This is a genomic window from Mesorhizobium sp. LEGMi-168a (assembly GCF_058312955.1).
The window spans coordinates 58,737-83,867 of sequence record NZ_JBZEGV010000015.1; the positions used below are offsets into that span (position 1 = coordinate 58,737).

At 63.8% G+C, this 25,131-nt stretch carries 22 protein-coding genes; 14 read left to right on the forward strand and 8 right to left on the reverse strand.

Features of this window, described 5'->3' with window-relative positions; all coding sequences use genetic code 11:
• Positions 1–66: 66 nt before the first annotated feature.
• Together AC4FWB_RS19805 and AC4FWB_RS19810 are read right to left on the reverse strand one after the other, a co-directional pair.
• Complete coding sequence (locus AC4FWB_RS19805) at positions 67–1,041, reverse strand: WD40 repeat domain-containing protein (protein WP_491027949.1); 975 nt, start codon at positions 1,039–1,041, stop codon at positions 67–69.
• Between the two features lie 260 nt (positions 1,042–1,301).
• Complete coding sequence (locus AC4FWB_RS19810; protein WP_491027950.1) at positions 1,302–2,330, reverse strand: CobW family GTP-binding protein; 1,029 nt, start codon at positions 2,328–2,330, stop codon at positions 1,302–1,304.
• Positions 2,331–2,713: 383 nt separating this feature from the next.
• Between AC4FWB_RS19810 and AC4FWB_RS19815 the strand changes: the two genes are divergently transcribed.
• Complete coding sequence (locus AC4FWB_RS19815) at positions 2,714–3,184, forward strand: MarR family winged helix-turn-helix transcriptional regulator (RefSeq protein ID WP_491027951.1); 471 nt, start codon at positions 2,714–2,716, stop codon at positions 3,182–3,184.
• A 220-nt stretch (positions 3,185–3,404) separates the two neighbouring features.
• Here AC4FWB_RS19815 and AC4FWB_RS19820 read toward each other — a convergent pair whose 3' ends face one another.
• A complete protein-coding gene (locus AC4FWB_RS19820; protein WP_491027952.1) occupies positions 3,405–4,289 on the reverse strand; it encodes an AraC family transcriptional regulator in 885 nt (294 codons plus the stop codon).
• Positions 4,290–4,326: 37 nt separating this feature from the next.
• Between AC4FWB_RS19820 and AC4FWB_RS19825 the strand changes: the two genes are divergently transcribed.
• The 5 genes from AC4FWB_RS19825 (at position 4,327) to AC4FWB_RS19845 (ending at position 8,772) form a co-directional block, all read left to right on the forward strand.
• Positions 4,327–4,734 (forward strand): DUF2000 family protein, encoded by a 408-nt coding sequence (locus AC4FWB_RS19825; RefSeq protein WP_491027953.1) that lies wholly within the window; start codon positions 4,327–4,329, stop codon positions 4,732–4,734.
• Between the two features lie 435 nt (positions 4,735–5,169).
• Positions 5,170–6,054: a DMT family transporter gene (locus tag AC4FWB_RS19830; protein WP_491028037.1), complete on the forward strand. Its 885-nt coding sequence runs from the start codon at positions 5,170–5,172 to the stop codon at positions 6,052–6,054.
• A 189-nt stretch (positions 6,055–6,243) separates the two neighbouring features.
• On the forward strand, positions 6,244–7,266 hold the full coding sequence (locus AC4FWB_RS19835) for a LacI family DNA-binding transcriptional regulator (protein ID WP_491028038.1): 1,023 nt from the start codon (positions 6,244–6,246) through the stop codon (positions 7,264–7,266).
• The gene (locus AC4FWB_RS19840; RefSeq protein WP_491027954.1) at positions 7,263–8,246 is read left to right on the forward strand and encodes a 2-hydroxyacid dehydrogenase; all 984 of its coding nucleotides are present in this window, start codon (positions 7,263–7,265) and stop codon (positions 8,244–8,246) included. Before AC4FWB_RS19835 ends, AC4FWB_RS19840 begins: the two co-directional genes overlap by 4 nt.
• A gap of 139 nt (positions 8,247–8,385) precedes the next feature.
• On the forward strand, positions 8,386–8,772 hold the full coding sequence (locus tag AC4FWB_RS19845) for a hypothetical protein (RefSeq protein ID WP_491027955.1): 387 nt from the start codon (positions 8,386–8,388) through the stop codon (positions 8,770–8,772).
• Positions 8,773–8,797: 25 nt separating this feature from the next.
• Here the strand turns inward: AC4FWB_RS19845 and AC4FWB_RS19850 are convergent, their stop codons facing one another.
• Entirely contained in the window at positions 8,798–9,571 is a 774-nt protein-coding gene (locus AC4FWB_RS19850; RefSeq protein WP_491027956.1) for a gamma-glutamyl-gamma-aminobutyrate hydrolase family protein, read from the reverse strand.
• A gap of 244 nt (positions 9,572–9,815) precedes the next feature.
• Between AC4FWB_RS19850 and AC4FWB_RS19855 the strand changes: the two genes are divergently transcribed.
• A complete protein-coding gene (locus AC4FWB_RS19855; RefSeq protein ID WP_491027957.1) occupies positions 9,816–10,925 on the forward strand; it encodes a TRAP transporter substrate-binding protein in 1,110 nt (369 codons plus the stop codon).
• Positions 10,926–11,158: 233 nt separating this feature from the next.
• Here the strand turns inward: AC4FWB_RS19855 and AC4FWB_RS19860 are convergent, their stop codons facing one another.
• The 4 genes from AC4FWB_RS19860 to AC4FWB_RS19875 all read right to left on the reverse strand — a co-directional run bounded on the left by AC4FWB_RS19860 (position 11,159) and on the right by AC4FWB_RS19875 (position 15,690).
• Positions 11,159–12,187 (reverse strand): zinc-dependent alcohol dehydrogenase family protein, encoded by a 1,029-nt coding sequence (locus AC4FWB_RS19860; RefSeq protein ID WP_491027958.1) that lies wholly within the window; start codon positions 12,185–12,187, stop codon positions 11,159–11,161.
• A 12-nt stretch (positions 12,188–12,199) separates the two neighbouring features.
• Positions 12,200–13,993, reverse strand: a complete 1,794-nt coding sequence (locus tag AC4FWB_RS19865; RefSeq protein WP_491028039.1) for a TRAP transporter large permease — start codon at positions 13,991–13,993, stop codon at positions 12,200–12,202.
• Positions 13,993–14,598, reverse strand: a complete 606-nt coding sequence (locus tag AC4FWB_RS19870; protein WP_491027959.1) for a TRAP transporter small permease subunit — start codon at positions 14,596–14,598, stop codon at positions 13,993–13,995. Before AC4FWB_RS19870 ends, AC4FWB_RS19865 begins: the two co-directional genes overlap by 1 nt.
• A 186-nt stretch (positions 14,599–14,784) precedes the next feature.
• Positions 14,785–15,690 (reverse strand): branched-chain amino acid ABC transporter permease, encoded by a 906-nt coding sequence (locus tag AC4FWB_RS19875; protein WP_491027960.1) that lies wholly within the window; start codon positions 15,688–15,690, stop codon positions 14,785–14,787.
• Between the two features lie 110 nt (positions 15,691–15,800).
• Between AC4FWB_RS19875 and AC4FWB_RS19880 the strand changes: the two genes are divergently transcribed.
• The 7 genes from AC4FWB_RS19880 (at position 15,801) to AC4FWB_RS19910 (ending at position 25,082) form a co-directional block, all read left to right on the forward strand.
• Entirely contained in the window at positions 15,801–16,409 is a 609-nt protein-coding gene (locus AC4FWB_RS19880; RefSeq protein WP_491027961.1) for a CGNR zinc finger domain-containing protein, read from the forward strand.
• Positions 16,402–16,929, forward strand: a complete 528-nt coding sequence (locus tag AC4FWB_RS19885; protein WP_491027962.1) for a hypothetical protein — start codon at positions 16,402–16,404, stop codon at positions 16,927–16,929. The genes AC4FWB_RS19880 and AC4FWB_RS19885 overlap by 8 nt, the downstream gene beginning before the upstream one ends.
• A 260-nt stretch (positions 16,930–17,189) precedes the next feature.
• Positions 17,190–20,666 carry an indolepyruvate ferredoxin oxidoreductase family protein gene (locus tag AC4FWB_RS19890; RefSeq protein WP_491028040.1) on the forward strand — a complete coding sequence of 1,159 codons (3,477 nt, stop codon included), beginning with the start codon at positions 17,190–17,192 and terminating at the stop codon, positions 20,664–20,666.
• Between the two features lie 253 nt (positions 20,667–20,919).
• Entirely contained in the window at positions 20,920–23,235 is a 2,316-nt protein-coding gene (locus AC4FWB_RS19895) for a putative bifunctional diguanylate cyclase/phosphodiesterase (protein WP_491027963.1), read from the forward strand.
• A 422-nt stretch (positions 23,236–23,657) separates the two neighbouring features.
• Positions 23,658–24,419, forward strand: coding sequence for an N-acyl amino acid synthase FeeM domain-containing protein (locus AC4FWB_RS19900; RefSeq protein WP_491027964.1), 762 nt, complete (start codon positions 23,658–23,660; stop codon positions 24,417–24,419).
• 135 nt (positions 24,420–24,554) lie between these two features.
• A complete protein-coding gene (locus AC4FWB_RS19905; protein ID WP_491027965.1) occupies positions 24,555–24,704 on the forward strand; it encodes a DUF3096 domain-containing protein in 150 nt (49 codons plus the stop codon).
• A 153-nt stretch (positions 24,705–24,857) separates the two neighbouring features.
• Positions 24,858–25,082: an aa3-type cytochrome c oxidase subunit IV gene (locus tag AC4FWB_RS19910; protein ID WP_491027966.1), complete on the forward strand. Its 225-nt coding sequence runs from the start codon at positions 24,858–24,860 to the stop codon at positions 25,080–25,082.
• The last annotated feature ends 49 nt before the right edge of the window (positions 25,083–25,131 follow it).

Genomic DNA, 25,131 nt, shown 5'->3' on the forward strand with positions numbered 1-25,131 from the left:
AGTAGGTGGGGCAGTTCACCTGCCCGGGCCTAACCTACTCCCCTATTCCCCTACTCCCTTACTCCCCTAAGCAGTGATATCGATGACGCCGCAATCGCCGGCCGCACTTCCGAAGACGATGCGGCGCTCTTCCTTGTCCCACATCATCGACGTGATCGCGCCTTTGCCGGGGCGGCGCAGCAGCACTTCCTTGGCATCGGCAAAGCGCGCCGCGATCACCATGCCGTCCTCATAGCCGATTGCCGTCACTTCCTGGTTGGGATGACAGGCGACGCAGGTGACCATGGTGTTGCCGCGCGTGCCGAGTTCCAGGGGCGCCTTGCCCATGGGACCATCCTTGCTGGCGAACGGCCAGACGATCGCCGCCGGCGCGCCGGAGCTCGCCAGCCATTTGCCCTTGGGCGACCACGACAGGCTTTTGACCTTGCCGGGATAGCCGCTCATGCGCATGTGCTTGCCGTCGGCGAGCTTCCAGCCATGCAGCGCGTTCTCCTGCATGGTGGTGATGAGGAAAGCGCCGTCCGGCGAAAAAGTGATGCCGGTGTGGGCACCGGGCCATTCGAGCTCGACAGGCTTGCCCTCGGCCGCCGGGAAATGCAGCGTCGCGCCATTGTAGCGGGCGACGGCGAAGCGCATGCCCTTGGGCGAGAAGGCGAGCCCTTCGACCGAGCGCGGATGCGAAAATTCCTTGGTCTTGCCGTCGGCGAAACGCACGAAGGCGGTCTTGCCCGACGCATAGGCGATCGCGCCTTGCGGCCCGGCGGCGACGCTGGTGATCCATTTTTTCCCGGCGCCGGCGAGTTCCACCACTTCGCCGCCGGCCTTGACGGCAAACACCTTGCCGTCCTCGCCGCCGGTGATCAGCCGGTCGTTGGCCGCGTCGTGGAAAGCGGCGAGCAGCCCATCATTGGCCTGCACCGTCTTTTGCCCATTGTCGAGCCGGTGGACCGTGCCGTCGGCTAAAGCGAAATGCGGCACGTCGCCAAGGAAGACGGCGGCGACGCAATGGCCTTCGAGATCAAGCGGGGCGACTGTGGGCATGAGGGCTGGTCCGTTCGAGATTTCTGCCCTTCCCCTTAAGGGGTTAAGCGATGGGTCTCAACCCGCATCGGATCGCTGTTGGGAGGTGCTGCGTTGCGGCTCTCCCTTCTCCCCTTGTGGGAGAAGGTGGCCTCGCGAAGCGAGGTCGGATGAGGGGTGCTCCAGCTGGGCAATGACGGCAATCCGTCACCCACCCCTCAACCGTCTTGGCGCTGCGCCAATCCACCTTCTCCCACAAGGGGAGACGAAAAGGGCGGAAATCAAGCCGCCTGGCAGGCTTCAAAGCTCTTCCTGAGCCGCTCTTCATCGAGGTCGCGGCCGATGAACACCAGCCGGCTTTCGTGCTTTTCGCCCTCCTTCCAGGCGCGCTGGTGGTCGCCTTCGAGGATCATGTGCACGCCCTGCAGGACATAGCGGTCGTCGTCGCCCTTGAGCGCGATGATGCCCTTTAGCCGCAGGATGTTCGGACCCTCCATCTGGGTCACCTTCTCGATCCAGGGGAAGAACTTCTTCGGATCCATCTCGCCGCCGCGCAGCGACACCGACTTGACCGTCACGTCATGGATATCGGACGCATGGTCGTGATGGTGATGATCGTGACCGTCATGATCGTGGTGGTCGTGATCGTGGTCGTGCGCCTCGAGGAAATGCGGGTCGTTCTCCAGCGCGCGGGACAGGTCGAAGGCGCCGCGGTCAAGCACCTCGCCCAGCGCCACGCCGGCGCGCTCAGTGCGGTGGATCCTGGCCGCGGGGTTGATGGCGCGGATCGTCGCCTCGACCTTTTCGAGCTCTTCGGCGGTGACGAGATCGGTCTTGTTCAGCACCACCACGTCGGCGAAGGCGATCTGGTCCTCGGCCTCCTTGGAATCCTTGAGCCGCAGCGGCAGGTGCTTGGCGTCGACCAGCGCCACCACCGCGTCGAGCTTGGTCTTGGAGCGCACGTCGTCGTCCATGAAGAAGGTCTGCGCCACGGGCACAGGATCGGCGAGGCCTGTCGTCTCGACGACGATGGCGTCGAAGCGGCCGGGGCGACGCATCAGGCCTTCGACGACGCGGATCAGGTCGCCGCGCACCGTGCAGCACACGCAGCCGTTGTTCATCTCGTAGATTTCCTCGTCGGATTCGACGATCAGGTCGTTGTCGATGCCGATCTCGCCGAACTCGTTGACGATGACCGCGTAACGCCTGCCGTGGTTCTCCGACAGGATGCGGTTGAGCAGCGTCGTCTTGCCCGCGCCGAGATAGCCGGTGAGGACGGTTACGGGGATCTGCGTCTGTGCATCGCTCATGGCTTGCCTCGAAAAATCTGTGCCTCAAAGGATTTTGTCGGCCTCATATAGGGTGTGAGCCGCGCTTTTGCACGCGCCAAACCGATAGGCCAGCCGCCCGCCGATCGGAGCGGGCGCCGAGGGTGAAAATGGTGGTGATCAAGGCGGCCGATCGGAGGAGCCGCGCAGGCGTTATCTGACCTTTGCGAACTTTCCGATGTGAATCCCGCAGGGCCAAAAGTCGTTTGTCATCTAACTGAAATAAACATCTGGCATCACCTGCGCGGGCACCGCAATGCTTGCCGGCAAAGCGTTCTGCAAGCCGGTCTCATTAAATCGTCATTTGCCAGCCGCCGGACAGCCACTATGCTGCCCGTGCCGGTTCGGCCGAAGAGGGAATGACCATGGCCAAGGCGGATAAGACAGCGACAATGAGCCGGCTGCATTCGGCGGCGCGGCTGGCGCGAACGGCGCTTGCGGCGCGGCTTCTGGCGCACGGCTTCTATGCTGGCCAGGACCAGATCATGCTGGCGCTCGACCGGGAGGACGGCCAGACCCCAGGCAATCTCGCCGGCAAGCTGGGCGTGCGCCCGCCGACCATCACCAAGACCATCAACCGGCTGCAGGCGCAGGGTTTCCTCGAAAAGCGCGCCTCCAACGCCGATGCCCGCCAGGCTCACATCTTCCTGACCGATACCGGCCGCGAGACCATCCGCGCCATCGAGAAATCGGTCAAGAAGACCGAGAAGCAGGCGCTGAAGGGCCTCGACAAGAAGGACCAGAAGGCGCTGTTCAAGCTGCTCGCCCGCGTCGAGGCGAACCTCTCCAACGAGGAGTTGGTCCTCCTGGACGACGACGCCGAGCTGGATGATTAACGAGCGACGCGCAGCGTCGTCTCGCTGCGACGCGTAAGCGCGATGCGCAGCATCGTCGCTCAACCGCGAGACGTTGCTGACCCACGAGCGACGCGTTAGCGTCGTCTCGAGCATCGAAAGCGCGATGCGCAGCATCGTCGCTTAACCGCTTCACGCGCCACCCAAGCATAGGCAGCCTAGCGGAAAGGGCGACGACGCTGCGCGTCGCGCCTGAGCGCTATCACCGGACGTCTCGTGATTGAGCGACGACGCTGCGCGTCGCGCTTACCAGCGCCGCCCAGCGTCCCGGCGTCAGCCCGAACGCCTTCTTGAAATGCCGGTTGAAATGGCTCTGGTCGCTGAAGCCGGCCGCAACGGCTGTTTCGGCCAGCGGCTCCCCCATCTCGATCATGCGCCGCGCCCTTTGCAGCCGACGCATCAACAGGAAGCGATGCGGGCTGGTCGAATAGGTCGCCCGGAAATGGCGTGACAGCGCATAGCGGTCGAGGCCGGTGACGGCTTCCAGCTCGTCGGAGCGCACCGGCCGTTCGGCATTTTCTTCCAGATAGTCGCGGGCAAGTGCCGCCGCCCGCCAGGCCGTCTTGCCCATCGGTTTTGCCGGCTGTCCGGCATGGCGCTTCAATTGTCGCGCCAGCTGCGCAATGAAATCGGCGACGAACAAATCGTCGAGCTCCTCGTCGAGCGGCGTCAGGGCCGACAGCAGCGTGTCGCGCAAGTCCGGATCGCTCACCACGGCATCGCGCACGAAAGGCAGTGGCGCGCCATTGAGGCAGTCGGAGAGCAGCGACGGTTCCAGATAGAGGATCCTGTAGCGCAGGCCGTCCTCGGTGCCGGCGCCGCCGTCGTGCAATTCGTCGGGATGCAGCACGATCACCTGGCCGGGCAGGCTGTGCTTCACCGCGCCCCGATAGTGGAAGCGCTGCACGCCATCGAGCGTCACGCCGATGGCATAGGTGTCGTGGCGGTGCAGCTCGAAGGCATTGCCGTGGAAGCGCGCCTCGATGCGCTCGATGCCGGTGGCGCCAGGCGCCGAAACGATCCGGTCGTCCTCAGCGCACGAACGTTCAAGACCTTCCAGCGCCTCATTGCCTAGACCGTGCGCCATCACATGCCTTCCTGGCTCATCCGGAGTCTCAATTTTGGTGTTCGACACGAAATTTGCAATCGTTCTGAGGGAAGACCTTGCCGTCTGGCAGAAGCTCAACGTCACCGCTTTCCTGACCAGCGGCATCGTCGCGCAGTTCCCCCGGATCATCGGCGAGCCTTACCGCGATCGCGCCGGCAATCTCTTCAATCCGTTATCGATCCAGCCCGTCATCGTGCTGTCGGCGGACGCGCCGACGCTCAGCATCATCCACCGCCGGGCCCTGGAGCGCGGCGTGACGACATCGGCCTATGTCGAGGAGATGTTCTCGACCGGCCATGACGTGGCAAACCGCGCCGTCTTCGCCGAATTCGCGCCGGACGACGCCAGGATGGTCGGCATCGCGCTGCGCGCGGAGAAGAAGCTGGTCGACAAGATCACCAAGGGCGCCCGCATGCATGCCTGAATGGCCGGAAGGATGCTCCTGCCGGCTGTTTGACCATTCGTGCGAGGGATATCGCGAACGCTCCGAGATTGGCTGTTGCCTCTCAGCTTCGTCATCCTCGGGCTTGACCCGAGGATCCATGCCGTAACGCTCGCCGAGGAATGCAATGGAGCAGAATTCTGCACTGCTGCGAAGCTTCGATGGATCCTGGGGTCTGCGCGCGTCGCTTCGCTCCTTGCTCCGCCCCAGGGTGAGGAACACGGGGACCGTCCTGGCTAATCGCAAACGGCGGTACACTCTAAGCCTGTCCTGGGCGCTTGTTGGGCCAGTCGCTTTTGGCTTGCTGGCGGGCGGTAGTTGCCGCAAAAGGGGTGCATCTAGCTTTTCCTCGGCCCTACCTTGAGTGTTCCCAAAACCCACGACGACAGCGCAACGCCGCCCGCGGCGATGCTGTTGATGCTTTGCGTCTATGTCTGCTTCACCTTTCTCGACACCTCGAGCAAATATCTGGTGCTCGCCGGCGTCTCGGCGCTGATCGTCGCCTGGACCCGCTTCACCGTCCATGTCCTGCTCGTCGGCGTCTTCCTGCGCGGCTGGCGCGAACCGTCGCGCTTTCGCGCCAACAACCTGCCGGCGCACATCCTGCGCGGATGCCTGCTTTTCGGCTCGACCATGTTCAACATCCTGGCGTTGAGAACGCTGCAGCTTGCCGAAACCACCTCGATCTATTTCTTCGGCCCGATGGTGATCACCGCATTGGCCGGGCCGCTGCTCGGCGAATGGGCGGGCTGGCGGCGCTGGCTGGCGATCCTCACCGGTTTCGTCGGCGTTTTGATCATCACCCGGCCCGGCGTCGGCGTGTTCGGCATCGGCCATCTCTTCGCGCTCGGCTCGATGCTGTCGAACTCCTTTTACGTCATCATGACGCGGCGCATGTCGGCGACCGAGACGTCCGAGAGCCTGATCCTGTTTTCGGCGCTGGCGCCCGCGGTGCTGCTTGTGCCGATGCTGCCCTTCTCGCATGCGCTGCCGCAGGACGGCTGGCACTGGCTCATCCTGCTGATGCTCGGCGTGTTCGGCGCCGGCGGCCATTGGCTGCTGGTCCAGGCCTATCGCTTGGCGACGACGACGGCTCTCGCGCCCTACCCCTATTCGCAGATGGTGTGGATGATCATTTCCGGCTGGCTGATCTTCCACCAGCTTCCCGACCGCTGGACGCTGCTTGGAGCGGCCATTATCGTCGCCAGCGGCCTCTACATTATCCACCGCGAGCACAGGCTGCGGCTGCGCAATTCCGCCTCGCTGGACACCGAGGCGGAGACCCTGGCGAAAAAACTTTGATTTGCCTCCGATCAGTGGCATAAGGCCGCATTTAAAAAGTTTAAAGACGTTTTTGCGAGCACCCCGGAGCCGTATGATTTCCGCCCTCGCCATAAAAACAACCGGCTCTGAAATCAAAGAGATAGAGCATGATGTCGCCCGAAAACCGCTTCACACTTTTCGGCATCATGCTCTAGGGAGCGAAGGGCGCTGGCACAAAAGATCAAGCTTTCGACGATCGCGGATGCGCTCGGCGTTTCCACGGCAACGGTATCGCTGGCGCTGCGCGACAGCCCGCTGGTCGCCGGCTCTACGCGCGATCGCATCAAGGAGCATGCCCGCGCCATCGGCTATATCTACAACCGCCGCGCCGCCTCACTGCGCACCTCGCGCTCCGGCATTGTCGGCGTCGTCGTGCACGACATCATGAACCCGTTCTTCGCCGAGATCCTGCGCTCGATCGAAAGCGAGCTCGACCGCAGCCGCCAGACCTTCATCCTGTCCAACCATTACGACCAGCTCGAAAAGCAGCGCACTTTCATCGACACGCTGCTGCAGCTCGGCGCCGACGGCGTCATCATGTCGCCGGCCATCGGCACGCCGGCCGAGGATATCATCATGGCCGAGGAAAACGGCCTGCCGGCGGTGCTGATCGCGCGCACGGTCGAGGGCGCCGGCGTTCCGGTGTTTCGCGGCGACGACGCCTATGGCACCGGCCTTGCCACCAACCACCTGATCTCGCTCGGCCACAAGCGCATCGCCATGATCGGCGGCACCGACCAGACCTCGACCGGCCGCGACCGCTACCAGGGCTATGTCCACGCCATGGAGGCCGCAGGGCTGGAGGTCAAGCCGTCCTGGCGCATCGCCGGCCCGCGCACCAAGCAGGCCGGTTTCGAGGCCGCAGGACAGTTTTTGGCGCTGAAAGACAAGCCCACCGCCGCCTGCTGCTGGAATGATCTCGTCGCCATCGGGCTGATGAACGGCATTGCGCGGGCTGGCCTCGTGCCGGGCGTCGACATCTCGGTCACCGGCTATGACGATCTCGAGGAGGCCGCAATCGCAACTCCGGCATTGACAACGGTCTGGAATGGCCAGCGCGAGGTCGGCCGCCGCGCCGCCAGCGCGCTGCTCGACAAGCTGAACGGGCAGGCCGTGCGGCCCTCGCAGGAACTGATCAAGCCGGAGCTGCACGTGCGCCAGTCCACCGGCAAGCCGGTGGTGCGTCAATGACAAAAGCCGAAGCGAAGCTCCCGGTCGCCATCCTGGTGCCGGGGCATTTCAACGACCATGCGATCGGCCGGATCGACAAGGCGTTCCAGCGTGTGCGGATCGAGCGCGCCGACCCGTCGCTGGTTACCGGCGAGATGCGTGAAGCGGTGCGCGGCATCGCCTGCTTCGGCGGCATCAACGCGGCCATGATCGATGCGCTGCCCAATCTCGAAATCATCGCCAATTTCGGCGTCGGCTATGATTCGGTCGACGCCGGTCACGCGGCCAAGCGCGGCGTGATGGTCACCAACACGCCGGACGTGCTGACCGAAGAGGTCGCCGACACCACGATCGGCCTGTTGATCAACACGGTCCGGGAAATGTATGCCGCCGAGAAATGGCTGCGCGACGGCGACTGGGTGAAGAAGGGCAATTATCGCCTGAGCCGGCTCACCTTGCGTGGCCGACGTGTCGGCATCTTCGGTATGGGTCGCATCGGCCTTGCCGTCGCGCACCGTATTGAGGCCTTCGGCCTGCCGATCGCCTACCACAACCGCCGCAAGGTCGAGGGCCTATCTTACGAGTACCATGCGACGCTGAAGGGCCTGGCCGAGGCAGTCGATACGCTGATTTGTATCGCCCCGGGCGGTGCATCGACGGAGAAGGCCATCAATGCCGAGATCCTGTCGGCGCTGGGTTCGAACGGCGTCTTCGTCAATATCGGCCGCGGCAGCACGGTGGATGAGGTGGCGCTGGCCGCCGCCCTCGAGAGTGGCGCAATCGCCGCCGCCGGGCTCGATGTGTTTGCCGACGAACCGAATGTGCCCCAGGCCCTGCTCGATGCGCCCAACACCTCGCTCCTGCCGCATGTCGGCTCGGCGTCGGACCACACCCGCCGGGCCATGGCTGATCTCTGCGTCGACAATCTGCTCTCCTGGTTCGGCGAGCGCCGGCCGCTGACCCCGGTGCCGGAGACCATCAGCGTCAAGCCGCGCGCCTGACAAGCCGCATCATTAGCGCCTGGTTAACCATTCGGAATCATTGTGCATACTTCATTATGCATGTCGCCTAAGTTCGCGGACGGCGACATGCATGGACCAGAGGCAACAGCGCGCGACGCGCTTTGTACGGAGAGGCAGAGTGAAGCTGTTGGCCGGGTTGGTTGCGTCGGTTGCGTTGTTCGGGGGCGCGCAGTTCCTGAATGGCGGCGATGGCCAGAGCGCGGCCGAAGAAGCTGCCCCATCCGGCGCCTATCGGCTGACGGCCAATGGTGACGAAGCGGCCTGCGCCGTCCAGCGCGGCGCTCAGGTATCGGACGGCTTGTCGCTGCTCCGCGTCGCGCCGAACTGCCGCAAGTTGATGCCCGGCATCGAACGCGTGAAATTCTGGCGCGAGCAGGCCGATGGCTCGGTCGCCTTCAGCGTGAACGGCACTGATCCGATGGTCACTTTCAGCATCGCCGATGGCGACGGCTACGAGTCCTACGCGCCGGCCATGCCGCTGCTGTCGCTGAACAACGACGAGTAACCACGGAACTGCTTGGCTGGCGGGTTTATTCCGCCGCCGCGCGCGCCCCGGCCTTTGCCGCCGCGTGCAGGCGCACGGCGTCGCCGAAGGCGCGGAAGATCTTGGCGGAGTTGCTGTCCGACTTCACCCAATATTCCGGGTGCCACTGCACACCGACAGCGAAAGCGCGGGCGTCCTTGACCGAGACCGCCTCGATCGTGCCGTCGGTGGCTAGAGCCTCGACCTGCAGCTTGGAGCCGAGCCGGTCGATCGCCTGGCGATGCAGCGAGTTGACCTTGATTTCACCGGCGCCGAACACGCCTGCGAGGCAGCTTCCGGGCTTGATCGAAATCGCCTGGTGGATGCCGAAGCGCTCGTCCTGATTGTCGCTCACCGGCGCGCGGTGATCGAGTGAGCCCTCGCGCTCCTGGATCTCGGTGCCCAGGGTGCCGCCGAGCGCCACGTTCAGCTCCTGGATGCCGCGGCAGATGGCAAGCAGCGGCACGCCGCGCTCGATCGCCTTGCGGATCAGCGGCAGCGTGGTCGAATCGCGCGCGGGATCGTAAGGGCCGTTGGCCTCGCTGGGGTCGCCGCCATAGAGCGAGGGATGCACATTGGACTTCGAACCCGTGACCATGACGCCGTCGACCGAGGACAGCAGCTCGTCGAAGTCGAGCCGGTCGCCGAAGGAGGGCACCAGCAGCGGGAAAACGCCGGCGCCGGCGATCGCAGCCTCGATATATTGCTGCGGCGCGGCATGCCAGGTGTAGTTGTCGAACTGGCGGACATCGGTCGAGACGGCAACGAGCGGCTGCTGCATTTTGGATACGGTTTCCATTGAGAGCTAACGAATTATTCTGCCTACAAAATAGGCGATCCGAAGGCGCTTTGCCATGGCAAGTTTCGCCGTTCCGGCTGGGCCACGGCGGTTCACGTTAGACTATAGTTGCACGTTGCCCGCGATGCTGGACTCGACACCTTGCCCGTGTATTGTTTCGCGCAGCCGACCGGGGCAGCGAGGATGCCTGTAAGTCGGTCTGTTGATTTAAATGGGAGGAAATTGCATGGATCGTCGTTCATTCATCCGCAAGGCCGGTGCGTCCGGTGTCGGCGTTGCGGCGGCGGCCGCTGCGCTTGCCACGCCGGCGATAGCCCAATCCAATCCGAAAGTGACCTGGCGGCTGGCATCGTCCTTCCCGAAATCGCTCGACACGATCTATGGCGGCGCGGAAGTCTTCTCCAAGATGCTGTCGGAAGCGACCGACGGCAATTTCCAGGTCCAGGTCTTTGCCTCGGGCGAGCTGGTGCCCGGCCTGCAGGCCGCCGACGCCACCGCCGCCGGCACCGTCGAGGCCTGCCATACGGTGGCATACTATTATTGGGGCAAGGACCCGACCTGGGCGCTGGGTGCGGCGGTGCCGTTCTCGCTCAACGCGCGCGGCATGAATGCCTGGCACTACCATGGCGGCGGCATCGACCTGTTCAACGAGTTCCTGGCCACGCAAGGGTTGTTCGGCCTGCCCGGCGGCAACACCGGCGTGCAGATGGGCGGCTGGTTCCGCAAGCAGATCAACACCGTGGCCGATCTTTCCGGCCTCAAGATGCGCATCGGCGGCTTCGCCGGCAAGGTGGTGCAGAAACTCGGCGTTGTGCCGCAGCAGATCGCCGGCGGCGACATCTATCCGGCGCTGGAGAAGGGCACGATCGACGCCGCCGAATGGGTCGGCCCCTATGACGACGAGAAGCTCGGCTTCTATAAGGTCGCGCCCCACTACTACTATCCCGGCTGGTGGGAAGGCGGCCCGACCGTGCATCTGATGTTCAACAAGGCCAAATACGAGGAATTGTCGCCGGCCTACAAGTCGCTGGTGCATACGGCCGCGCAGGCCGCCGACGCCAACATGCTGCAGAAATACGACTATCTCAACCCGGCGGCGGTGAAGCGGCTGGTGGCCGGCGGCGCCAAGCTGGCGCCTTTCAGCCAGGAAATCATGGCGGCTTGCTTCGAAAAGGCCAACGAAGTCTATGCCGAAATGGAAGCCAACAACGCGCCGTTCAAGAAGATCTGGGACTCGATCAAGGGTTTCCGCAAGGAGCACTATCTCTGGGCCCAGGTCGCCGAATACAATTACGACACCTTCATGATGGTGCAGCAGCGCAACGGCAAGCTGTAGGCGAGGATTAGTCCCTTCTCCCCGTCACTATACGGGGAGAAGGTCCCGGCAGGGGGATGAGGGGCGGTGCCGGCTTCGGCGATTAGTCGACTAGGGCCGTAGCCTCGGTCTAGCCTTACCCATCCGACGTTGGCGCCGCCCCTCACCTGCCTGCCGGCATCCTCTCCCCGTATAGTGACGGGGAGAGGGGCGCTCTCGTCGACGGTTTCGCCAATCGCCAACGTTGCAAGACTTCAGCCCGGACCCGGCACCACCAGCACCTTGATCTCGCCCGGGGCCGCGGGGTTCGAGATCACCTGCGGCGCCTCCTCGAGGCTGACCTGCCTCGAAATCAGCTTGTCGATCTCGATCGCGCCCGACGCGACAAGGTCCGCGGCGCGCCGGTGGGTGAAGGGATTGAGGAAGGAACCGAGCACCTTCAACTCGCGGAACAGGATGTCGAAGGGCTCGAAGGCCACTTTATCGCCTTGCGGCATCACGCCGACGATCACCACCGTTCCGCCGGACTTGGCCAGCCGCATGGATTGCTGGACGGTATCGGGTACGCCCGCGCATTCGAGCACCACGTCGACGCCGCCCGGCACCAGGCCGGCTGTTCCGGCGATGGCCTCGATGGGATCGGCGGCGCTGGGGTCGATCGTCGCGGTCGCGCCGAGCTCCTCGGCCAGCGCCCGGCGCGAGGCCTGCCTGGTCGACAGGATGATGGTCGCGGCGCCCGCCAGCTTCGCCAATTGCACCGTGAGCAGCCCGATGACGCCGCCGCCAAGCACCACCACCGAGGCGCCCGGTTTGATGGCGGCGAGATCGACGCCATGCAGGCAGCAGGCCAGCGGCTCGCAGAAGGCGCCATGCGTCGGGTTGAGATTGGCGGGCAGGCGGAAAGCCTGGTTTTGCGGCATCACGACATAGTCGGCGAAACCGCCGTCGCGATGGATGCCGATGGCTCTCAGATTGCTGCACAGATTGACGCGGCCGGCGCGGCAATGGCTGCAGCGCCCGCAGGAAATATTGGGATCGCCGGTGACGCGGTCGCCGACGGCGATATCGGCGACAGCCTCTCCGACGGCCTCGACGATGCCGCAGAACTCGTGGCCGAGCGTCACCGGCGGCTTCGACGGAAACTCGCCGAGGAACAGGTGCCTGTCGGTGCCGCAGACGCCGCAGACCTCGATCCGCACCAGGACATCCTCCGGCCCCGGCGAAGGTTTCTCGACCTCGCGAAGCGCGATGCTGCCGATTGCTTCCAGCCTCACGGCTCTCATGGCTTGCTCACCTCAATTGAAACTCGGCGGCTTCGAAAGGTCGGGCGCTGGTGCGGCCGGCTTGGCAGGCGCCGTGTCGCCGAAATTCGGCGGCTGTGACAGATCGGGCGTGCCGGGCGCGGCGGGCGCCGCGCCGCCATTGGCGGGCGCCGCGCCATTGTCGGCCGGCGGCGTGCCGAGCGGCGCCAGTCCCGGCATCTCCGGCAGTTTCAGGTCGATCGTGCTCGGTTCGACCGTGGCGCCCTTATAGCGCATCACCATTTGCGGGAAGGCGATGGTGAGCCCGATCATGATCACCTGGATGCAGACGAAAGGCACCGCGCCCCAGTAGATCTGGCCGGTGGTGACCGGCGCGATCTGCTTGCCGGTGATGCGGTCGAGATAGGGCACGCGCGCGGCGACCGAACGCAGGTAGAACAGCGCGAAGCCGAAGGGCGGATGCATGAAGCTGGTCTGCATGTTGACGCCGAGCAGCACGCCGAACCAGATCAGGTCGATGCCGAGCTTGTCGGCGGCGGGCGCCAAGAGCGGCACGATGATGAAGGCGAGCTCGAAGAAATCGAGGAAGAAGGCGAGCACGAAAACCAGGATGTTGACGCCGATCAGGAAGCCGGTCTCGCCGCCGGGCAGCGAGGTCAACAGGTGCTCGACCCAGATATGGCCGTTGACGCCGTAGAAGGTGAGCGAGAAGACGCGCGCGCCGATCAGGATGAACAGCACGAAGGAGGAGAGCCTGGTCGTCGAGGCCAGCGCCTGCTTGATGACGTCGAACGACAACCTTCCCTTTGCCGCGGCCATGATCAACGCGCCGACTGAACCCATCGCGCCGCCCTCGGTCGGCGTCGCGATCCCGAGGAAGATGGTGCCGAGCACCAGGAAGATCAGGGCCAGCGGCGGGATCAGCACGATCACCACCTGCTGCGCCAGCTTGGACATCATGTGGATGTTGAGCCGCTGGTCGGCGATCGCCACGGCATAGATGACGATCACGCCGACGGTGGCGCCGAGGATGTCGGCATTGTCGCCATGGGTCGGCGCAAGGTAGCGGTAGGCGGCATAGGAGACCGCGCCTGCGATCAGCAGGGCCACGATCAGCGAGACCACGCCGCGGCCGAGCGTGCGGGCTTCGGTGGGCAGCGCCGGCATCGAGTTCGGCCGGATGATCGACATGATCAGGATGTAGAGCATGTAGATGCCGGTCAGCACGAGGCCTGGGATCAGGGCGCCCGCATACATGTCGCCCACCGAGCGTCCGAGCTGGTCGGCAAGAACGATCAGCACCAGCGAGGGCGGGATGATCTGGGCGAGCGTGCCGGAGGCCGCGATCACGCCCGAGGCGAGCCGTCGGTCATAGCCGTAGCGCAGCATGATCGGCAGCGAGATCAGCCCCATGGCGATGACGGAGGCCGCCACCACGCCGGTCGTCGCGGCAAGCAGCGCGCCGACGAAGATCACCGCATAGGCAAGCCCGCCCCGGACCGGGCCGAACAGCTGGCCGACCGTGTCGAGCAGATCCTCGGCCATGCCGGATCGCTCGAGCACGATTCCCATGAAGGTGAAGAACGGAATGGCCAGCAGCGTGTCGTTGGACATCACCCTGGTGCCGTAGAAATTGTCGGGCAGCGCGTGCAGCAGCGGCCAGGCGAGATTGATCGATCCGCCCGAGTAGGGCGAGAGCAGCACGCCGATGAAGAAGAACAACAATCCGTTCGCGGCGAGCGAGAAGGCGACGGGGTAGCCGATCAGAAGAAAGATGATCAGCGAGGCGAACATGATCGGCGCCATGTTCTGCGCGACGAACTCGATCACGAGCGAACCTCGCCGGCCAGCGCTTTAGCTTCTTCGGCAAGCGCCTCGGCCTCTAGCTTGGCTTGGTCATGCGCCGATATGAAGGGATTGGGATCCTCCATATCGCCGCGCATGATGGCGATCTTCTTGATGATCTCGGAAACGCCCTGCAGCGCCAGCAGGAAGAAGCCGGCAAGCAGGATAGCCTTTGCCGGCCAGACGATGAGGCCGCCGGCATTGGTCGACATCTCGCCGCTGCGGAAGGACAGCGACACGTAAGGCACGAAATAGATCACCATCAGCACCACGAACGGCATCAGGAAGAAGAGGTGGCCGAGAAGGTCGATCCAGTGCTGCAAGCGGCGCGAAAACATGCCGTAGACGATGTCGATGCGGATATGATCGTTCTGCTTCAGCGTGTAGGCGGCGGCCAGCATGAAGGCGGCGCCGAACAGGTACCATTGCAGTTCGAGCCAGGCGTTGGAGGAGGTGTCGAACGCCTTGCGGATGACGGCGTTGCCGGCGCTCACCAGGATCGCAAGCAGGATCAGCCACGACACCCAGCGGCCGATGAACTCGTTGATGCGGTCGATCGTCCTGGATAGAGCGAGCAGCCCTGCCATGCATTTCCTCCCTGTGCTGACAGCGCGCCCGATTCCCCCTCCGGTGTCGCGCCGCTTGGCCCAACGGTATGCAGTGCGTGGTCCGGTTGGTCAACATGGCAATGGACATGCTGGCGGCCCAAGCAGTGAGCGACGGCAAAGACCCGCCACCTCACGGCGCGTCATGCAACCAAAGTCTGATGGCTTTCAGGCAACCTTGGCCTGGTCGCGGCTGGCGCCGATCAGCACCAGCATGGCGACGAGGAAGAGGTATATCCAGGCGTCGCGCCATTCGATCGGGAAATAGCCGGCCCACAGCGATTCGGCCATGCCGAAGGCAGCGGCTCCGAGCGCCGCCTTCAGCGGCGACAGATAGCCGCCGACCGCCGTCACGAACAGGATCTTGAGGCCATAGACGAGGCCGGTACCGAAGCTGATATTGCCGTAATAGAGGCCGGCGAGCACACCGGCAAAAGCCGCGCAGAAGCCACCATAGAGCACCGCACGGCGGAACACCGCACGCACGTCGATGCCGCACATCGCGGCCGCCTTCGGGTCGTCCGACACGGCTCGCCAGGCGCGGCCGAAGCGCGAATGCGAAAACAGCCAGGCGGCCAGCGCCACGACCGCGATCACCGCCGCGCAGTCGAGCAGCTGGATGACGGTGAGCGTGACCTTGAAGCCGGCATCCTGGGCGAAGATGACGGGCTGGGCGAGCATCGGCGGCAGCCAGAGATCGTGGGTGTCGGAGGCGATGCGGCTCGCTTCCGACAGGAACAGCAAGATACCGAGCGTCGTCACCACGATGGCGTTGGGCGACCGGTCGGCCAGCCTTTCGAACACGCTGCGCGACAGGATCTGGCTGATCAGCACCGCATAAAGCAGGGCGGCAACGACGCCGAGCGCGACCGAGGTGAACAGCGTCAGCCACAGCGCCTGGTAGCCGAAGGCCGCGGTCAGGATCATGGTGTGGCCGCAAAAGGCAAAAAGCGCGCCATAGGCCAGGTTGGTGCGGTGCAGGATGCCGTTGGTCAGCACATAGCCGAAGGCGAGCAGCGCGTAGAGAGCGCCCGAATGCAGCCCGTTCAGCACCTGCTGGTAGAAATAGAGCATGGAGAATCCCTACAGCGCCGCGCGGCCTTTGGACGCTGCGGGCCCATTTTGGCGAGCCTTGCATCAGGAATCTAACTTGTCAAATACGTTTTATCGGTTAGATTTCCTCTATGACGGTATCCTGGACCCCGCACCGCTTCACCGGTGGCATCCTTGCGCTCGACACGGCGAACACCGTCGTGCTGCGCAACGATCCGGAAAAGACCTTCGACCGTTTTGACGATCCGGCCGAGATCGCCCGCTTCGCCGAGGCGGCGAGCGGCTTTCGTGCCGCCGAGCTCGGCGGCCGCCGGCTGACGGCGCCTGAGCCGGACGGCATCGCCCCAATCGTGCTGTCGATCCGCGAGGCGACCGACCGCCTGTTCCGCCATGCTATAGCAAAAGGCGCGATCGCCGCCGGCCATCTGCCGGACTTCCTGACGGCCTGCGCCCAGGGGCTCTCCGGCAGCAACGCTGAGATCGGCGCGCCCGGGCAGCCTTTCGGCCATCCGGCGACGCCGATCGCCTTCGAGGCGGCCTTGGCCGTCTCGGCGCTTTCATTGTTGCGGGACGACACGGTTGCGAGGCTGAGGATTTGTCCGAACTGCAGCTGGCTGTTCGTCGACCGCAGCCGCAACTCCAGCCGCCTCTGGTGCGACATGGCCGTTTGCGGCAACCGCCAGAAGGCGAACCGCTATTATCGCCGCCGCACGGCGGCCAGGGAGGCCACCAATGTCTAGAAAATTCCGTTCGATCGCGCTCGGCGCGGCCTTGATTGCCGCCACAGCGCTCGGCGCCTGCCGCGACACCGGCAAGGAGCAGCTTTTCGCCATTTCCGGCAAGCTGTTCGAGTTCAACTACCGGCTTGGCATCGCCACCTATGTCATCACGCTGAGGCCGCTGCGGCCGATGAGCGAGGGGCAGGTTGCCGTGGTGAATTTCCAGAACCCGGCCGGCGGTGATCCGATCATCGTCAACCAGAAGATCTGGCCGAAGCTTCCGCATATCACCTTGACCAGCCCGCCGCTTAGCTGCGTGGTCAAGGACAAGCCCTATTCCGTCACGATCCGCATCGAGGATTCGAGCGGCACGCTGCTCCAGAGCATCGACACGACGATGACCTCGACGGAGGATCAGACCATGCTGCCGGACCGGCCGCTGGTCATCGGGCCGAAATACGAGCTCAACCCGGACCTTGCCGGTCATCCCGACGGCAAGCTGCCCGATGAGCCTAAGCCGGATTGCTCGAAGGCGGTCTAGGGCGCGATTCCGAAAACTGCGCAGCGGTTTTTGGAAAAGGTCATGCTCATGGAAATAGCGCGCCGGCCGCCGAAATTTTCGTGCTTCATGAAGCGTTTAGCTTCATCTTAAATACGCTGGGCGGCTTCGCCCGGACCATTTGTTGCGTCCGCTCTGGCTCCTGCGATTTTGTTTGACCTCTCCCGCAAGGGAAGAAAGACTGCGGCGTCCCACTCCGACGTTGGCCGCTCGATCGAGGCGCGCCTCCGCAGAGGAAATGCCTGATGACGCTGCATGACGTCGCGCTCGACGACAAGTTCGACCTTGGCAAGGAGCGCGTTTTCCTGTCCGGGGCGCAGGCCGTCGTGCGCATGCTTTTGATGCAGCGCGAGCGCGACCGCCGCGCCGGCCTCAACACCGCGGGCTTCGTTTCCGGCTATCGCGGCTCGCCGCTCGGCGGCCTCGACATGCAACTCTGGAGGGCAAAGAGGCAGCTTGCCCAGGCCGACATCGTCTTCCAGCCGGGCCTCAACGAGGAGCTTGCCGCCACCGCCTGCTGGGGCTCGCAGCAGACCGAGCTGCTCGGCGAAGGCACGCATGACGGCGTCTTCGCCGTCTGGTACGGCAAGGGGCCGGGCGTCGACCGCTCCGGCGACGTGTTCCGCCACGCCAACCTTGCCGGTTCGTCGAGAAATGGCGGCGTTCTCGCCCTGATGGGCGACGACCACATGGCCGAATCCTCGACCAACGCTCATGCCACCGAATTCCTCTTCGTCGACACCATGGTGCCGATCCTCAACCCGGCCGGCGTCCAGGAGATCATCGACTACGGCCTCTACGGCTTTGCCATGTCGCGCTTCGCCGGCACCTGGGCGGCGATCAAATGCGTCAAGGACAACATCGAATCGACGGCCTCGGTCGACGCCTCGATCGACCGGCTGAACATCGTCATTCCGGACTTCGACATGCCGCCCGGCGGTCTCAACATCCGCCACGAGATCGACATGCTCGGGCAGGAGGAGCGCCTGCATGAGCACAAGCGCGCCGCGGCCTCCGCCTTCATCCAGGCCAATGGGCTGAACCGCATCGTCTATTCCGGCGGCCGCAAGCCGAAGCTCGGCGTCATCACCATCGGCAAGAGCTATCTCGACGTGCGCCAGGCGCTCGAGGACATCGGCATCGACGAAAGGGCGGCCAACCGCATCGGCATCCGCCTGTTCAAGGTCGGCTGCCCCTGGCCGCTCGATTATCAGCATATCGCCGACTTCGCCCGCGGCCTCGACACCATCGTCGTCGTCGAGGAGAAGCGCTCGCTGATCGAGGTGCAGTTGCGCGAGAACCTCTACGGCTCCGCCATTCAGCCGGCCATCGTCGGCAAGAAGGACGAGCGCGGCGACTGGCTGTTTCCGGCCAAAGGCGCGCTCGACCCGAACGAGATCGCGATCGCGCTCGGCGAGCGGATCCTGCGCACCATCGGCCCGTCGGAGGAGATCGCGGCGCGGGTGGCGAAGCTGCGCCAGTTCCAGGCGATGCTTGCCGACACCGTCGACATCGGCTCGCGCACCCCCTTCTTCTGCTCGGGCTGCCCGCACAATTCCTCGACCAAGGTGCCGGAGGGCTCGCTCGCCGCCGCCGGCATCGGCTGCCACTTCATGGCGCTGTGGATGGATAGGAACACGGTCGGTTTCACGGCGATGGGCGGCGAGGGCGCGCAATGGGTCGGCCAGGCGCCGTTTTCCAAGCGCGACCATATCTTCCAGAATCTCGGCGACGGCACCTACAACCATTCGGGCGCGCTGGCGATCCGCTTCGCGCTGTCGAGCGACGCCAACATCACCTACAAGATCCTCTACAACGACGCGGTCGCGATGACCGGCGGCCAGCCGCATGAAGGCGGCCTGACGGTCGACATGATCGCCAGGCAGGTGCGCGCCGAGGGCGTCGAACGCATCGCAATCGTCACCGACGAGCCGGACAAATATGCCGGCAAGGCCGATTTCCCGGCCGGCGCCACCATCCATCACCGCGACGACCTCGACCTCGTCCAGCGCGAATTGCGCGGGGTCAAGGGCGTCTCTGTTCTCATCTACGACCAGACCTGCGCCGCAGAAAAGCGCCGTCGCCGCAAGCGCGGCACCTTTCCCGACCCCGACAAGCGCGTCTTCATCAACGAGCTGGTCTGCGAGGGTTGCGGCGATTGCGGCGTGCAGTCGAACTGCGTCTCGATCCAGCCGGTCGAAACCGAATTCGGCCGCAAGCGCCGGATCGACCAATCGAGCTGCAACAAGGATTTTTCCTGCCTCAACGGCTTTTGCCCGTCTTTCGTCACCGTGCATGGCGGCAAGATCAGGAAGGCTGAGGGCGTCGCCGGCAAGAGCGATCCGCTGGACGGCGTGCCGTCGCCCGCCGAATTCCCGCTCGGCGGAGACGGCTGGGCGGCGATCATCGACGGCGTCGGCGGCACCGGCGTCGTCACCATCGGCGCGGTGCTCGGCATGGCCGCCCATCTCGAAGGCAAGGGCTGCGGCATGATCGACATGGCGGGCCTTGCCCAGAAGGGCGGCTCGGTTTTCACCCATGTCCGCATTGCTTCGACCCCCGAGGACATCCACGCCATCCGCGTTTCGGCCGGCAAGGCCGATCTCGTGCTCGGCTGCGACCTCGTCGTCTCCGGCGCCAAGAAGGTGCTCGCCGCGGTGCGCGAGGGCCACACCATGTTCCTCGCCAACACCGCCGAAATCATGCCTGGCGAATTCACCCGCTCCGCCGATTTCTCACTGCCCGTCGAACGGCTGAAGAAGGCGATCCGTGCCGCCGCCGGCGACGACAAGGCGCACTTCTTCGACGCCACCCGCACGGCGACGGCGCTGTTCGGCAATTCGCTCGGCGCCAACATGTTCATGCTCGGCTTCGCCTTCCAGCATGGCGGACTGCCGCTGTCGGCCGAAGCTGTTGAAAAGGCTATCGAATTGAATGGCGAAGCGGTGGCAATGAACATTGCCGCCTTCCGCTGGGGCCGTCGCGCCGCGCACCAGCCGGACTTCGTGCGCGGCCTGGTCGGCCGTACAGGCAAGCCGGCGTCCGCGCCCACCGAAACGCTTGACGATATCATCGCCAGGCGTGTTGCTTTCCTCGCCGCCTACCAGAACGCCGCCTACGGCAAGCGCTATGCCGACAGGGTCGCCGCCCTGCGCGCCGCCGAAGCGCGTGCAGTTCCCGGTTCGAGCGCAGTCACCGAGGCCGCCGCCAAAAACCTCTTCAAGCTGATGGCGATCAAGGACGAGTATGAGGTGGCGCGGCTCTACACCGACGGCAGCTTCGCGGCCGATCTCGCAAGGCAGTTCCAAAGCTACGAGAAGCTGGAATTCCACCTCGCGCCACCGATCCTCGGTCGACGCGGAAACGACGGCAAGCCGAAGAAATCGAGCTTCGGCCCCTGGATGATGAAGGCCTTTCGCCTGCTGGCTGCGATGAAAGGTCTTCGCGGCACGGCATTCGATCTTTTCGGCCGTACCGCCGAACGCCGCATGGAGCGGCAGTTGCTTGCGCAATACGAGGCCGATCTCGGTCTGATCACAAGCGCGTTGGCGCCTGGCAGGATCGATGCCGCCGCCGCTCTCGCCTCGGTGCCGGCGCTCATCCGCGGTTATGGCCATGTCCGGCAGGCCAGCGCCGCAAAGGCGGCAGAGGAACGCTCCAGGCTGCTCCAGCGGTTGACCCAAACCGTGCCGGTGCCTGTTCTCAACGCTGCCGAGTGATTGCACCACCTATTGCCCGAAGCCTTTTGCGGCCTGCTCAGGTCTTCGCGCCCTTGGCTGGCGGGCCGAAGCCGCTGCTAAATGCATGTCGCCCAGAGTGTGCAGCGGTTCTGGGGCAACAACATACATCAAAACAAAGACTTAAAGCGCCTCACCTGAATCCGTTTCAGTGCGGCGCGCTTCGAGCCATCCCTGTTCTAAGCCTTTCTTAAGGCGGTTGTGGCATGACAAGGCTTAGCGTTGGGCCGACCCTATGGGCAAAACAAAGACCGAAAGCATCCCCGCGGATGTTTATATCCAATTTGTGCGCTCGTTGTTCGACAACGCGCACATGTTGTTGATCGGTGGTGCGTGCTACTGGATCCTCGGATTGATGATCTATCTGCGCACGCGCAATCCCTTGTTCCTGGCGTTTTCTTTTGCTCTGCTTTCCGTCAGCCTTATCCGTTATTTCGGCATTCGCAGCTTCCTGAAAACCGGCGGCGTGATAGCCGATGTCGAACACGCACAGCAGCTGGAGCGCAGCTACATCCTCAAGGGCTGCCTCCAAGGTCTCGGATTGGGCGCGCTGTGTTTCGTGTCGATCTATGTCTATCCCGATCCCTTTGCCGAGCTGGCGGCGATGTCGCTGACCTTGGCGACCCTGGTCACGGTTGTCGCCCGCAACTACGGCTCTCCGCGCATGGTGCGGATTTTTTCGGTGACCTTCATCGGTCCGGCGGCGCTTGCGCTTCTGCTGCGCATGGACGCGCCTTCCGTCGTCCTCGGCCTGATGATCATCCCGATGACATTCATCACCATCACCGGCGCCGACCATGTCCGCAACGTGCTCTTCTCGGCGGTCATCGGGCACAAGCAGGCGAGGAATCTGACGCGCAGGTTCGACCGTGCGCTCAACACGATGTCGCACGGCCTGGTCATGCTCGGCCCGGACGGACGCGTCGCGGTCGCCAATGCCGAGGCCGCCCATCTGATGTCGCTGAAATCGGCCGACGCGCTGCTCGGGCGCTCGATCCACGGCCTTTTGATGCGCGGCGTCGCCGGCGGCATGCTGGCGCCGAAGGACTGCCGCTACATCGAGGCGCAATTGACGCGCGCCCTGCGCGAGGGCCGGGACCGCAAGGTCCTGGTCTCGCTCGCCAACGGCCAGCATTACGAATTCTCCGCGCGCGAAGGCAGCCAGGAACTCGGCGTCGTCACCTTCGAGGACGTGACGGCCCGCGTCGAGGCGGAGGAAAAGATCCGGTTCATGGCGCGCTACGACAACCTCACCGGCTTGCCGAACCGCGCCTACTTCCACGAGCTGGCCGGCGAGGCCATGGCGTCCGGCGACCGCGACCGGCTCTGCGGCCTGGCGGTGCTCGACCTTGATGATTTCAAGAGCGTCAACGACACGCTCGGCCATCCGGTCGGCGACGGGCTGATCTATGCCGTGGCCGAGCGGCTGGCGGCGGTTGCCGGGCCCGGCATCAATGTCAGCCGCTTCGGCGGCGACGAATTCATGATCTATTTCGACCGCATCGAGGATGAGAGCCATCTCAGCTGCCTGCTCGACGAGATCTTCGCGGACCTGCAGGGCGAAGTCGACGTTGCCGGGCACGGCCTGCGCATCCAGGCCAGCGGCGGCGCGGTGCTGTCCATAGTCAAGGACACCGACGTCGACGCCATGATCGTCAAGGCGGATCTCGCCCTCTACAAGGCCAAGGAGCTCGGCAAGAACAGCTGGCGGCTGTTCGAGGCGTCGATGGATGCCGCCTTCCGCAACCGTCAGCTGATGAAGGCCGATCTGCGCAGCGCCGTGCAAGCCAAGGAGTTGCGTGTCGTCTACCAGCCGATCGTGTCCATGAGCACCATGCGCATCGCCAGCTGCGAGGCGCTCTGCCGCTGGGACCATCCCGATCTCGGCCCGATTTCGCCGGGCGTGTTCATTCCGCTGGCCGAGGAGATGGGCATCATCTCCGAGATCAGCACCTTCGTGCTGCAGGCGGCCTGCGCCGAATGCGCCAAATGGCCGGCGCAGACCAGTGTCTCGATCAATCTCTCGGCTAAGGATTTCCGCAACCGCGACGTCGTGCAGAAGGTGCGCGATGCCCTCGCGGCGTCGGGCCTTGCGCCGCACCGGCTCGAAATCGAGGTCACGGAGACTGCCTTGCTCGACGACAAGTCGCTGACGCGCGAATTGATCGAAGAGCTGAAGACGCTCGGCGTCCGCATCGCGCTCGACGACTTCGGCACCGGCTATTCCAGCCTCAGCTACCTGCACAAGCTGCCACTCGACAAGATCAAGATCGACCGCTCCTTCCTGATCGACGTGACCCAGAGTCCCCAGTCGCTCGACCTTTTGAAAGGCATTGTCGGCTTGACCCGGACGTTGGGCCTGGTCGTCACCATCGAAGGGGTCGAGACCTTCGAGCAGCTGAAGATACTGGTGCGTTCGGTCAAACCGGATCTCGTGCAAGGTTTCCTCTTCGGCGCCGCGCTCAGCGCGTCCGGCATCGAGACGATGTCGAACGTCACCTGGCCGTTCGCCGCGGACTTGCGTCTCGCCGCCAAGCGGACAGCCAGGTAGCTGCAACCGCAAATTTCGTCGATCGAGATTGATACGCGCGTTGCTTGGGTCATGCGGCAGTTTGCGCAAAAGCGGAAATATTTAAGACCTACTAGCGACACTATTTTGCAGTAATTCTAAGAAAAATTCTACAGAAGTTTTCCATAATGTTTGCTTTGGAGAAAGTATTTTCAGCAACATACGTATCATTGAGTCAGTAGGTGCATCGTTCAAGCGCTTACCTATTTCCAATTGCTGCGCACTTCATATTGAACGCTAACTTAGTTATAGGCGCTAAACTTGCTTCTCAGCTCAACTGCACCGGCAGCGATTTCGCCTGACTATTAAGGTTAACGAACGGTAAATCAGCCGGATCGAATTTTCGGCTTGTGTCTCATTTCAACTCGAATAGCCTATTTACAGGCGGATACGAGGACTTGAGAATGGATGCTGCGAGAAACGATGCGCAGGCTGGCGCCGATGCAAATGCTGGGTCGGCGCTGAATCGCTCGATCATGCAATTGCTGGAGCATGTCGACTATCGTCTCATCACAGGGGGCGAGGATCTGGAGGCGATCTACCGCCTGCGCTATCAATCCTACCTGCGGTCCGGCATGTGCGGCCCGATCGCCAGCGGGATGTTCGAGGACCGCTGGGACAATCTGCCGAATTCCTATCGCTTCGGTGTCTATTTCGACGGCCATTTGGTCAGCACGCTGCGGCTCCACTACATTTCCCGCGAGCATCCCTATTCGCCCTCCGTCGATGCCTATCCGGAAATATTGGCCGAGCGGCTTGCCCGCGGGGAGAGCTTCATCGACGGAACCCGGTTCGCAACCGATCCGGACAGCGCGCCAGCGCCCGGAGTCCTGCCTTTCCTGACGCTCAGGCTCGGCATGGTGGCCTCCTGTTACTTTGATCAGACCGCGGTGCTCACGCCGGTCAAGGTCGAGCATTCCGCTTATTACGCCCGCATCTTCCATGCCATCCAGCGGACCGAGGGCAAGGTGTTTCCGGGTGTCCTTGCTCCGATCGCCTTGTTCGAAATCCCCTGTGGCGAAAACTTGCGCCAGACACTCGAACGGTTCCCGTTCTTCAAGTCGACGCCGGTGGAACAGCGGATGATGTTCGCCAATCCGGCCATCAACCGACTGACGCCGCTCTCCATCGTGCCGACGGCGAAATACCTACGCGACGCTGCCTGAAAAGGGCGTCCTTCCGCGCACAATGGACCTTTCCTGCAACTTTACCGTTATAAGTAGCGGCGTCGCGATCGAGCGTCGCCGCTATCCTGCCCAACAGGCGTTCATGTCGGGTTGTTCATGGGAAGGAACACGATCATGACCATCCACTCGCTTGCGCTCACGCCGCTGATCTCGCTGATCGCCGGCATACTGATCCTGGTGATGCCACGCCTGCTCAACTACATCGTCGCGCTCTACCTGATCGTTGTCGGCCTGCTCGGCCTGTTTCCTCACCTCGCCAGCTGAAGCCCAGGAACGTTTCCGTCGCGGCGCGGGCGTCCCGCCCCAATTTCAACTTTCATTTGAGGCTGTTGTCGCGGCCCGTGCGGCAATAGCGCCATTGCTCTCGGTTCGGCTTTTCGCTATGTGCCTCAAAGGCATTTTCGAAGAGGTATTCCTATGGCTGATCACACGCCGACCGGTCCTGTCGAACTGGGCGCGCAGATGGACTATGCCGAGCATGATCGCACCTACAAGGCATTCCTGAGGCTGGCCAAATATGGATCGCTCTTTTGCATCGCCGTGATTATCTCGATGGCTTTCGGCTTCTTCGTGGGTGGCTTCTTCTCGGGGGTCATCCTCTGCGCCGTGATCCTGGCGGCCGGCGCCCTCATTCTCCGGTAGACTTCTCTAAACCCCTCGCCTCGGATGTCGCCGGAGGTCCGGCCGGTGT